The sequence below is a fragment of the Citrobacter sp. Cpo148 genome (assembly GCF_030332375.1).
GTDB lineage: Bacteria > Pseudomonadota > Gammaproteobacteria > Enterobacterales > Enterobacteriaceae > Citrobacter > Citrobacter portucalensis.
The window spans coordinates 151,088-162,754 of the sequence record NZ_JAOWHY010000046.1 but is presented as its reverse complement, the minus strand read 5'-3'; the positions used below and the strand labels follow the sequence as shown (position 1 = coordinate 162,754).

At 49.4% G+C, this 11,667-nt stretch carries 8 protein-coding genes and 1 pseudogene; all 9 read right to left on the bottom strand.

Annotated elements, in window-relative coordinates:
* Window positions 1-22 precede the first annotated feature (22 nt).
* A complete protein-coding gene (locus OGY10_RS15660; protein ID WP_020996346.1) occupies window positions 23-1,354 on the bottom strand; it encodes an SLC5/6 family protein in 1,332 nt (443 codons plus the stop codon).
* A 569-nt stretch (window positions 1,355-1,923) separates the two neighbouring features.
* Window positions 1,924-3,288 carry an L-serine ammonia-lyase gene (tdcG, locus tag OGY10_RS15655; RefSeq protein WP_191226750.1) on the bottom strand — a complete coding sequence of 455 codons (1,365 nt, stop codon included), beginning with the start codon at window positions 3,286-3,288 and terminating at the stop codon, window positions 1,924-1,926.
* Between the two features lie 87 nt (window positions 3,289-3,375).
* Window positions 3,376-3,771 (bottom strand): enamine/imine deaminase, encoded by a 396-nt coding sequence (locus OGY10_RS15650; protein WP_003828585.1) that lies wholly within the window; start codon window positions 3,769-3,771, stop codon window positions 3,376-3,378.
* Window positions 3,772-3,784: 13 nt separating this feature from the next.
* Entirely contained in the window at window positions 3,785-6,079 is a 2,295-nt protein-coding gene (gene pflB / locus OGY10_RS15645; protein WP_043017750.1) for a formate C-acetyltransferase, read from the bottom strand.
* Window positions 6,080-6,107: 28 nt separating this feature from the next.
* Window positions 6,108-7,316, bottom strand: coding sequence for a propionate kinase (tdcD, locus tag OGY10_RS15640; RefSeq protein ID WP_100271876.1), 1,209 nt, complete (start codon window positions 7,314-7,316; stop codon window positions 6,108-6,110).
* Window positions 7,317-7,347: 31 nt separating this feature from the next.
* Entirely contained in the window at window positions 7,348-8,679 is a 1,332-nt protein-coding gene (gene tdcC, locus OGY10_RS15635) for a threonine/serine transporter TdcC (protein WP_008785886.1), read from the bottom strand.
* Window positions 8,680-8,701: 22 nt separating this feature from the next.
* Entirely contained in the window at window positions 8,702-9,691 is a 990-nt protein-coding gene (gene tdcB, locus OGY10_RS15630) for a bifunctional threonine ammonia-lyase/L-serine ammonia-lyase TdcB (protein ID WP_003828594.1), read from the bottom strand.
* 98 nt (window positions 9,692-9,789) lie between these two features.
* A complete protein-coding gene (gene tdcA / locus OGY10_RS15625; protein ID WP_286576992.1) occupies window positions 9,790-10,728 on the bottom strand; it encodes a transcriptional regulator TdcA in 939 nt (312 codons plus the stop codon).
* A 656-nt stretch (window positions 10,729-11,384) separates the two neighbouring features.
* A pseudogene (locus tag OGY10_RS15620) lies at window positions 11,385-11,667 on the bottom strand (hypothetical protein); the annotation flags it as partial.

Genomic DNA, 11,667 nt, shown 5'->3' with positions numbered 1-11,667 from the left:
CAACAACCTTTGCTCAAATATCTCAGGAAAATGCCAGGAACGGAGAAACGCACAACAGCAGGCCCGTGAAAATAATCAGATACAGGGAAGCACCTTTGTATTTGTGCAGTGCAGGAACTTTGTAGACCAGCCAGGCCGGGATCAGACAACCCACCATGCCGAAGATAGGGCTACAAATAGAGGTGAAGCTCAGCACCGGCGCGTTGAGCACAATTGCGCTCCAGGCCAGCAGGATGGCAAAAATCATAATGCCGCGCTGAACAAAGGTTTCGTTGATTTTCTCAGCCGGCATATAGCGGCGTAGAATGTTCATCACGATCCCTTGAGTCGCTTCACGGAAACCTAAGTAGACACCGAAGAAAGCGGTCATAACGGCGAAAATGTTCAGAATAACGCTGACGATTTTCACCCAGCCAGCACCCGCACCATTGATAAATTGCGCGGCAATCGCCAGAGCGGAAATGTTCTGCTCATAAGCTTTAACCGCTTCGTCGTGGCCCATCGCCAACGTGAAGGAAACGGCGTAGAAAAAGACGGTAACAAACAGAATACCGAACGCGATGTTCATGGCACGCAGGGCTTTATGACGCGCTACTTCGATGGATTTGTTGCGTGAACGGTATGAGATAACCATCGGGCTTAAGGTCTGAATAAACAGAATCGAGGTCAGCGTAAACGGCAGAGTGATGATCGCATTTTTGATCAGCAGCGCCATCGGCGGCAGTGAACCCGCGTTATGCAGATGCCACATCCCTACCATCGACACGCCAAGCGCTGCCACAACCAGCAGCTTGGTCATTACCATGCCGGTGGAGATTTTAAACAGCATTTGTTCCCCGCGTGACGAGATAGCCACCAGGATGCAAATCAGTACCAGGCCATAGAACGGGCTGTCGGACAGTAAACCTTCCGTCACACCAAACGTGTGCAGATAGGAGGCGCTGTCATTGGTGATGGCGGTGGAATAAACGAACATCCAGATAACCAGCATCACAAAATACAACGCACCTAACAGGATGCCCCAGTTCTTACCCAGATAGCCGCTGATCACGCTCGGGTAGTCTTTACACTCTGGGGACTCAGCCAGCGTGTTGATAAACAGACGCTGGAACAAATACATGGCTGGGTAGCCGATGATAGAGGAGAGCAAGAACACCCACAGCCCCATCAATCCAACCTGGACAGGAAGAAAAACAATCCCCGCGCCAATTGCCATACCGATACTCATAATGACCCAGCCGGTGTCCGTGCTGTCGAACTTAATGGCTTCACGCCATTCGCTTTCGGTCATTCCCGCCCGACGTGCCGGAGCAGATGCGTCGAGTATTACGCTACTATTCGTTGCCGTTTCCATAATTTCCCGCTCAATGTGTAGGTAGAGGTTTTTATATTTTTTTCGTACTGCATCAATGCGATACGCAGTACTTAGGTGCAGGTGAGCTATTGGAGTAATGAAGAAATCATACGCGCAGGATCAGAGAAAAACTTCACAAACAAACCCCTGTAATTTCTAAAAGTTAAGAAATATTTTCTCTTTTATATGCATATATAGTATTTAAATTCTATTTTTGAAGCAGATCACAACAAAAAATGCGCGCTAAAGTGCTAATGCTGATCAGTTAACACCTCACCTTCTGCGTTTTTTGTTAAAACAGTAAAACAGATTTAACTGGAAGTCAGAGGGTTGAAGCGATGACCCCGGTCCGGCTGAAAATCGATGAGGCGTTGACGGCTGACCGGGACTGCCCGCAGGGATGCGGGCAGAGGGGACGGCCTGCATGGATGCAGGCTCGGCCCCGACCCGACAGGCAGACGGAATAAGACGAATAGCTCGCGCAGCGACGATTTTCCCGCCGGGAGCCTTGGATGCAAGGGAGCGGCGGCGCTTACGCCTTATCCGGCCTACAAACGCACCCTTTCATCTCAGGTACAGACCACTTTAATCGCCAGACCACCGCGTGACGTTTCGCGGTATTTGTCGTTCATATCTTTGCCTGTTTCGTACATAGTCTCGATCACTTTATCGAGCGAAACGCGTGGCTCAGATGTGCGACGTAGCGCCATACGTGCGGCGTTGACGGCTTTTACCGCGTTGATCGCATTACGTTCAATACACGGTATTTGCACCTGTCCAGCAACCGGATCGCAGGTCAGCCCCAGGTTATGCTCCATGGCAATTTCCGCCGCAATACAAACCTGCGACGGACTACCGCCGAGCAACTCGGTCAGCCCGGCTGCCGCCATTGAACAGGCTACGCCAATTTCACCCTGACAGCCGACTTCGGCACCAGAAATAGAGGCGTTCATCTTATACAGCGCCCCTATCGCCCCCGCGGCCAGCAAGTAGCGGGCAATGGAGTTTGCATTCACCGGACGGCGGAACTTGTCGTAATAGGCCAATACGGCAGGGATAATTCCACATGCGCCGTTGGTCGGTGCCGTCACAACCCGGCACCCGGCGGCGTTTTCTTCGCTCACGGCCAGCGCGAACATGTTGATCCAGTCGATAACGTTCATCGGGTCGCTGGACAGATTATCGCTGGAAACCAGTAACCGACGTAATGCCACGGCGCGGCGCGGGACGTTCAATGGACCCGGCAGGACGCCTTCGGTGTTCATGCCGCGCTCAATCCCGGCGTGCATGACATCCCAGATGGCGGCAAAACCAGCATCGATTTCTTCTTTGCTGCGCATCGCCAGTTCGTTCTGCATCATCAGACCGGAAACGGACAGCCCGTTACGCTCACACAGTTTCAGCAGTTCGCTGGCGGAATGAAAATTGTAGGGCACGTGTGCTTCAACATCATGCGCCTGACCAAATTGCTCCTCTTCAACGATAAAACCACCGCCGACGGAGTAATAGGTTTTGCTTAATAGCGTCTCGGTGCCGTTCCATGCGGTGATACGCATGCCATTTTCATGGCGCGGCAGCGTTTCGGTGTGAAAGAGGATATTTTTGTCTGGGGAGAAATCGACAATATGCGTGCCCTCTGCAACCGGTAAACGTCCGGTACGGGCCACTTCCTGAATAAAGCCAGCGATTGAATCTATATTAACGTTTTGCGGACTGTTACCGGCCAGCCCCATCATGATGGCGACATCTGTCGCATGACCTTTTCCGGTCAGGGAAAGCGATCCATAAAGATCGACCACAATATGCGTAGCCTTGGAAAGTTCCCCGCTGCTGACCAACAGATCGATAAAGCTTTTACCTGCGTTCATTGGCCCCACGGTATGGGAGCTGGAAGGTCCAATGCCAATCTTAAAAATATCGAATGCGCTAATCATATCCACACCCTCGGATTGCCGTTCAGTGAAGACCAGGTTTCACACTCATTAAGGATCGGGGCGATCCTGAGATCGCCCCGCAAGGGATTACAGCGTGTCGCCACGTACGGCGATGGCTTCAATCTCCAGCTTCACATCCTTTGGTAAGCGGGCGACCTGTACGCAGCTGCGCGTAGGGTAAATTGCCTTATGCTCATCAAAGAACTGCTGGTACACCTGATTAATGGTGGCGAAGTCGTTCAGGTCAGAAACGAAAACGGTCGTCTTCACGATATCGCTCACTTTCAAACCTGCGGACTCGACGATCGCTTTCACGTTTTCCAGGCTTTGACGCGCCTGATCGGCCACGTTTTCAGCCACTTCACCGGTCTGTGGACACACCGGGATTTGACCTGACGTCAACACCATGCTGCCCAGATCCACACCCTGTACGTAAGGCCCAATCGCCCCTGGCGCACATTCGGTTGCAATTACTTTTCTCATAGTCCCTCCGGCGTCAGAGCGCCTGGGTGAAAGTACGTGAAATAACATCCTGCTGCTGTTCGCGGGTCAGCGCGTTGAAGCGCACCGCATAACCAGATACGCGGATCGTCAGGTTCGGATAGTTTTCCGGGTGCTCAATGGCATCCATCAACATTTCACGGTTCATAACGTTAACGTTTAGATGCTGACCACCTTCCACATGTGCTTCATGGTGGAAGTAACCGTCCAGCAGACCGACCAGGTTGGTTTTACGCACTCCATCCTCTTTGCCCAGCGCTGCCGGCACAATGGAGAAGGTGTACGAGATACCGTCTTTGGCATAGGTGAACGGCAGTTTGGCAACCGAGGTTAACGACGCCACCGCACCTTTACGATCGCGGCCGTGCATCGGGTTCGCCCCTGGCGCAAACGGCGTACCTGCGCGACGTCCGTCCGGCGTGTTACCGGTTTTCTGTCCGTACACCACGTTGGAGGTAATGGTCAGAATGGACTGCGTCGGCACCGCGTTACGGTAGGTTGGCAACACCTTAATTTTCTTCATAAAGCGTTCGACCAGGTCGCAGGCAATGCTGTCTACGCGCTCGTCGTTGTTGCCGTATTGCGGATAGTCGCCTTCGATTTCGAAATCAACTGCCAGACCATTTTCATCACGAATCGGTTTCACGCGAGCATATTTGATAGCCGACAGAGAATCCGCCGCCACGGACAGACCCGCCATACCACAGGCCATCGTGCGATAGACATCACGATCGTGCAGCGCCATCAGAGAAGCTTCGTAGCTGTACTTGTCGTGCATGTAGTGGATGATGTTCAGCGCGCTGATGTACTGCACGGCCAGCCAGTCCATAAAGTGGTCCAGGCTCTCCATCACCGTGTCGTAGTCCAACACGTCATCCATCAGCGGTGCCGTTTTCGGCCCGACCTGGATTTTCAGCTTCTCATCCACGCCGCCGTTGATTGCATACAGCAACGTTTTGGCGAGGTTGGCACGCGCCCCGAAGAACTGCATTTGCTTGCCGATAACCATCGGGCTGACGCAGCAGGCAATGGCATAGTCATCGCTGTCAAAGTCGGCACGCATCAAATCGTCGTTTTCATACTGCAAAGACGAAGTGATGATAGACACCTGGGCGGCGTACTTTTTGAAGGCTATCGGTAGCTGCTCAGACCACAGCACCGTCAGGTTCGGCTCAGGTGCCGGGCCCATGGTGTGTAGCGTATGCAGGTAGCGGAACGAGTTTTTCGTCACCAGCGTGCGGCCATCCAGTCCCATACCGCCGATAACTTCGGTCGCCCAGATTGGGTCGCCTGAGAACAGGGTGTCGAATTCCGGCGTACGCAGGAAGCGCACCATACGGATCTTCATAATGAAGTGGTCGATCAGCTCCTGCGCCTGCTGCTCGTTTAAAATTCCCGCTTTGAAATCGCGCTCAATGTAGATGTCGAGGAACGATGCGGTACGGCCCAGCGACATAGCGCCACCGTTCTGAGATTTCACCGCAGCCAGGTAAGCAAAGTACACCCACTGCACCGCTTCCTGCGCATTACGCGCCGGACGGGAGATATCGCAGCCGTATTTCGCCGCCATTTCCTGCATTTGCAGCAGGGCGCGACGGTGTTCAGACAGCTCTTCGCGCAGACGAATCGTGGCTTCAAGATTCTGGCCCCACTCCAGGTTCGACTGGAGATCGGCAAACTGCAGTTCACGCTCACGCACCAGATAGCGGATACCGTACAGCGCGACGCGGCGGTAGTCACCGATGATACGGCCACGACCGTAACCATCCGGCAGACCGGTCAGCACGCCGGATTTACGGCAGCGCAGCATATCCGGAGAGTAGGCATCGAATACGCCCTGGTTATGGGTTTTACGCAGTTCAGTAAACTGGTATTCAAAATCAGCATCCATCTCACGACCATAAGCATCAAAAGAGCTTTTGATCATGTTGATGCCGCCAAACGGATGCAGAGCACGCTTGAGCGGCTTATCCGTTTGCAGACCGACGATTTTTTCCAGTTCTTGTTCAATATAACCCGCATCATGCGCGGTTATCGTGGTAGCAATATTGGTATCGAAATCAACCGGCGCGTGCGTCGAGTTTTCAATACGGATGCCCGCCATGACTTTTTCCCACAATGCAGTGGTCGCAGGCGTTGCTTCGGCGAGGAAAGATTCATCCCCTTCATAAGGCGTATAGTTGTGCTGAATAAAATCACGGACATTAATTTCTTCTTTCCAGTCCGTACCTTTAAAGCCATTCCAGGCTTCGGCATACAGCATATCGCTGGTATCGATATTTACCTTCATGAAAAATAATCTCTCTGCTGAAATTTAATTATGCAAATTCTACTGGTGTATTAATTTTGCCTAAGGCAATGGCATCACGCGCAATCATTTTCTCTTCATTTGTGGGAATAACCGCACAAATAACACGAGCATCTTTATTAGAGATAATTCTTTCGCCATGGGAATTTGGCAGGCTATTCATTTCGCTGTCGATATTCACCCCTAAAACGGCGAGATGTTCAATAACCAGACGACGAATTAATACCGAGTTTTCACCAATTCCGCCGGTGAAAATAATCCCATCAAGACGATGCAGCGATGCGGCATGTCCGGCGATATGGCGTGCAATACGATGCACAAACGTTTTAATCGCCAGCTGCGCACGCTCATGTCCTTCGTGCCAGGCTTTTTCTAACGTACGTAAGTCAGAGGACAGACCGGAAATACCCAGTAAACCGGACTCTTTATTCACTACGCGCTCAAGGTCGCTCAGCGTCTGGTTGGTTTCGCTGGCAATCCACGCCATCGCGCCGAAATCGACGTCGCCGCTGCGTGTGCCCATCATCAGCCCTTCCAGCGGCGTCATGCCCATTGAGGTATCAACGCTCTGTCCATTACGTACCGCACAGATTGACGCGCCGTTCCCAAGGTGCGCCACAACCAGACCGGAGTCATCACTCTGCAGGTCAAGAAGCTCATGCGCCCGTTGAGAAACATAGCGGTGCGACGTGCCGTGGAAGCCATAACGACGAACGCCCAACTCCTCAAAATATTTCCACGGTAAACCGTACAGATAGGCTTCAGGAGCCATCGTCTGGTGGAAGCTGGTATCAAATACCGCCACCTGCTGCACGCCTGGGAAAAGGTGCTGAGCAGATTCGATCCCACTCAGGTTCGCATAATTATGTAACGGAGCTAGCGGCGATACCCGACGAATATTATCGATAACTTCGTCAGTAATAATTGCTGATTCGGTAAAGATATTTCCGCCGTGGGCAATGCGGTGGCCAATTAAGGCCACACTGTCCATTAAATTACGTTTCTCTAGTTCAACGGCAATTGCTTTTAATGCGTCTTCGTAGCTGTGGTGAGCCAGCTTAGCTGGCTCTCCCCCATTAATTGCTATGAACGCATTTTCAGAGTTAATACCGTCTGCGATCCCCGCCATTAAAACTTCACAGTTTGCTGCATCCAGCACTGAGAATTTAATGGAAGACGAACCACAGTTAATAACCAGTACTACCGGAAACTCATTCATTTCACTACTCCGCTCATCCTGAGCTTAAGGATTAAAACAGTTTGTAGACGATGTTCAGGATGGTCAGCAGACCAATCACGGTAACAAACACGTTATCCAGACGGCCACGGTATTTCGCCAGTGATGGCGCTTTACGGATGGCATACATCGGCAGCAGGCAGAGCAGAGAGGCAATAATCGGCGCGCCCATTGCTTCAATCAGGTCCAGGATGTTCGGGTTGGCGTAAGCCACAACCCAGGTGGATCCCATGATGAAGATCATGCTGATGGTATTAAGTTTGCCGGCAGAAACTTTCGTTTTATCGCCTTTGTAACCAAACTTCAGCACCAGACCGTTCAGACCTTCCAGCGTCCCCAGATAGTGGCCGAAGAAAGATTTGAAGATAGCAACCAGGGCGATGATTGAAGCACCGTACTCCAGAACAGTTGCGAAGGTGGACTTCGTACCGGACAGTGAAGCGAAGTGGTTTGCCAGGTAAGACAGCACAGGAATGTTTTGCGCTTTCGCATCCGCCATGTTTGCCGGAGAGAGCGTGAACAGGCAGCTAAAGGCGAAGAACATTACCACCGCAACCATCAGCATACTGGCGCGGGAGATGATTTTAGAACATTTCTGCTCGGTGAATTCGCGACCGTAATCTTTTTCATACTCTTCGCGTTTAGAGACGACGAAGGAAGAAACGATTGGCGAGAAGTTGAAAGAGAACACCATGATGGAAATACCCAGCCATACGGTAACCAGGATGCCGTCATGGCCAGTCAGGGCGATATTGCTGATATCAACCTGATCGATAACCGCAGAGTTCCAGTAAGGAATCAGTGACAGAGAGATAAGCACCAGGCTGGCAATGAACGGCCATACCAGGTAGCTCATCACTTTAACCATCAGATCTTTACCAAACCAGATGACGAATGCCATCAGCAGCAGCAGGAACAGCGCCACGAAGCCACGGTTCAGCGCGGGCATCTGCAGCTGGTTTTCCCAGAAGGTCATAAAGGTGTTGGTAATGGTGACGCCATAAATCCACAGCAGCGGACAAATCGCAAAGAAGTAGAGGAACGTGATAACCACGCCGCCCGTTTTACCAAAGTGCTCTTCAACCGTTTCTGTGATGTTACCGGAAGGGTTAGAACCGGAAAGACACAGGCGTGCCAGCGCACGGTGGCAATAGAAGGCGATGGGGTATGCTAACACCAGCATGATCAGAATGGGGATCAGTCCGCCAAAACCTGCGCGGATAGGGAAGAACAGCACCCCAGCGCCGATGGCTGTACCAAATAAACCCAGTGTCCAGGTGGTGTCCGATTTGCGCCAGGACGACTGTTTTGTCTGGCTGGATACAATGCTATCAGTAGTACTCATATCCTATCCTCAACGAAGTATATTAAGCGTCAACTAAACCAGTAATTTGAGATACACGAGAAAGGTCGATATTACCGCCAGAAATAATGCTGACTGTTTTTCTGTTCTGGATATAGCTATCTAATTTCCCGCTTAATAATGCTGCGCATGCCAGCGCGCCGGCACCTTCAGTCACAACTTTATTTCGCTGAATTAATGCCACCATGCTGTTGCGAATTTCATCTTCGCTGACCAGGACAATGTCATCCACCAACTCACGAACAATTTCATACGTTAAAGTACCCGGGCGGGAAACGTCACAACCATCCGCCAGGGTGCCGGTCGTTCGGTGCGTGGTTATTTCTCCAGCGTGGAAAGAAGCCGCCATGCCGTGAACGTTTTCAGACTGTACGCCAATAATTTTAATGGTCGGGTTAATAGATTTAATTGCCACCGCAATACCAGCAATCAATCCACCACCGCCAATTGGCACAATCACGTTATCGACATCGTACAGATCTTCCAGAATTTCCAGACCAATAGTGCCCTGACCAGCAATAACTTTCGGGTCATCATAGGGTGGAATAAAGATGCGGCCTTCAGTTTCCACAATCTCGCTAACCTTAGCGATGGTGTCGTTGAAGTTGTCGCCGTGCAGTACAACTTCTGCGGAATAATCGCAGGTTGCCGCTACTTTAGACTTCGGTGCGCCTTTCGGCATCACCACTTTGCCGTCGATTCCGAGCATAGCGCAGGAGAGAGAAACACCTTGCGCATGGTTACCTGCAGAGCAAGCCACCACGCCCTTACATCTTTCAGCTTCGGTTAATGAACTGAGCTTGTTAAAAGCACCACGGATTTTAAATGAACCGGTACGCTGCATGTTTTCAAACTTGAGGAAAATTTCCCCTTTGCAACGTTCACTAAAATAGTTAGAGCGAGGCATTCCCGTTTTATAAATTTTCCCCGCAAGTCTTTTTTTCGCTTCGAGGATATCTTCAATTGCAACTGGGAGATCGTATGTAATGTGCATTAGAACCTCTTACCTGGGTATTAAAGTAAATAGATAGCCGTGACCATTGTCAGATATAGACAAATGGCGTTTATTTCGTGTTAAAACAAATTCAATCTTTAATCAATTTCAATTAATTGCCTTCGTCTCCGACAATTATATGATGAATATTCTTTGGCTAATTCCACCAAAATAGATGCTGCTTTTTTAATTCGATAATTTTTCGACCACACGGCGGCATAGCTCGCGACGGGTAAGGTTTCTTCTACCGGGATAGTAATAAACTGGTTTGAGCCAAACGGTGTGGTCATATCGCAGGGAATTACTGTTAAGAAATCAGCATTGAGAACAAGATTATAAATCGTAACGACAGAGTCTGTTTTAACGATGTTTTCACTGCTGATGCCATTATTCTGTAACGTGGTAAGAAGTTCGCTGTAGTACCCCATATTCGTTTGTGGCAACACCCACTGTTCGTTTTTCAACGCGCTCAGCGAGGTGATGCCGGTGCATGTTCGGGACTTGCTGGCAACCAGGATAAAGTCTGACTCAAAGAGCGGCTCAACATGCAGATCGTGCAGTTTCATCTCATCACTCAGCGTACCGATGGCGAAATCCAGACGTCCGTCACGGATTGCCGGTAAGAAGGAGGAGAGCTGAGCTTCATACATAGAAACCTGCGCCTTCGGGAACACTTCTTTGAATTTTTTAATCATGCCGGACATGATGGTGAAGGCAATCAGTGAAGGAAAGCCAAACGACACATCAACGACCGCGTTGCTCGTCATGCTGTTCATCTCATCAACCATGTTTTTCATTTCACGGGTAATAGATTCAGACCATGAGAGCATCACCTGCCCTGCCTGAGTCAATGTCACACCAGTATTTTTACGTACAACTAACTCAATACCGAAATAAGCCTCTACATCATTAATGATTTTGCTGACAGCCGGTTGAGTTAAACCTAATTCTTTTGCAGCTGAGCCGATAGAACCGCTTCTAATGACTTCCTGAAAGACCACTAAGTGCTGTGTTTTAGGGAGTGTAATAGTATTCATATCGACCTGCGTTAATTACTTTGTTGACGGCAGGAAGTGTACCAAATTAAGCGAACAAGGATATGTGCTACCCCTCACAAATCCCCTTGACTTACATTTTGTAAGACTATCGTCAAAATTTAAATCACTTAATAATCATATAGATATAAATTATCGATCTCACTTTATCCTGACTTTAGTCAAAAAAAGATGGGGGGATAACGATTTTTTATGGCTATAACACCCCCATTTTTTCCACTATTTTTTAAAACCATGAAAGGCTATATTTCAATCAATTACAGAACAATTATCAGGCAAGATGGCGCTTAAATTTAATAAACAACTTATCAAATTTAATTATATTTTAATGATTATGGCGATTAAATAACGTTATGCATCACATTTTTTCGCCACATTTGTTTGTAAAGAAACATTGCATTCATTAAAATTCAATCTAAAAAATACAAACAATTATCATATGCAACATTATATTAACACTGATTTTGTGCGATTTATTAGCAAGTAATTTTGTGATGGCGATCGATTGCGTTCGATTATTCTCGAGAAAAACGTATCGCACAGCGTTTTGTGTTGGTCGTCACAAAATTAGAAATATCCACCGACACATTCCCCTCAGATAAAAGAAATTCGGTGCATAAATAATAGGGATATAAAAATTAGATAAGAAGGAAATAAGCGCCTGCATCCTCGAAAACCAATCTCAATGCTCGCTGTAAAACCTCTGCCGGATGGCGGTGTAAACACCTTATCCGGCCTACAAAACCAGTCTCTCCCCCAGTAGGCCTGATAAGCGCAGCGCCATCAGGCATGGCAACCGCCCTGAAAGCAAAAACCCCGCTGAAGCGAGGCTTTATAAAGTGTGAAGCTGACCGATAAGCCGCGTTCTTTTGAGCATAGCGTCGTGGACAGTCATTCATCTGGCTTACCCAGAAAGCAAAA

What these genes read in the sequence shown, in the direction of transcription:
- OGY10_RS15660 (WP_020996346.1), bottom strand. Translation starts at nt 1,354, where the DNA reads ATGGAAACGGCAACGAATAGTAGCGTAATACTCGACGCATCTGCTCCG.
- tdcA (WP_286576992.1), bottom strand. Translation starts at nt 10,728, where the DNA reads ATGAATACTATTACACTCCCTAAAACACAGCACTTAGTGGTCTTTCAG.
- tdcB (WP_003828594.1), bottom strand. Translation starts at nt 9,691, where the DNA reads ATGCACATTACATACGATCTCCCAGTTGCAATTGAAGATATCCTCGAA.
- OGY10_RS15650 (WP_003828585.1), bottom strand. Translation starts at nt 3,771, where the DNA reads ATGAGAAAAGTAATTGCAACCGAATGTGCGCCAGGGGCGATTGGGCCT.
- tdcD (WP_100271876.1), bottom strand. Translation starts at nt 7,316, where the DNA reads ATGAATGAGTTTCCGGTAGTACTGGTTATTAACTGTGGTTCGTCTTCC.
- tdcC (WP_008785886.1), bottom strand. Translation starts at nt 8,679, where the DNA reads ATGAGTACTACTGATAGCATTGTATCCAGCCAGACAAAACAGTCGTCC.
- pflB (WP_043017750.1), bottom strand. Translation starts at nt 6,079, where the DNA reads ATGAAGGTAAATATCGATACCAGCGATATGCTGTATGCCGAAGCCTGG.
- tdcG (WP_191226750.1), bottom strand. Translation starts at nt 3,288, where the DNA reads ATGATTAGCGCATTCGATATTTTTAAGATTGGCATTGGACCTTCCAGC.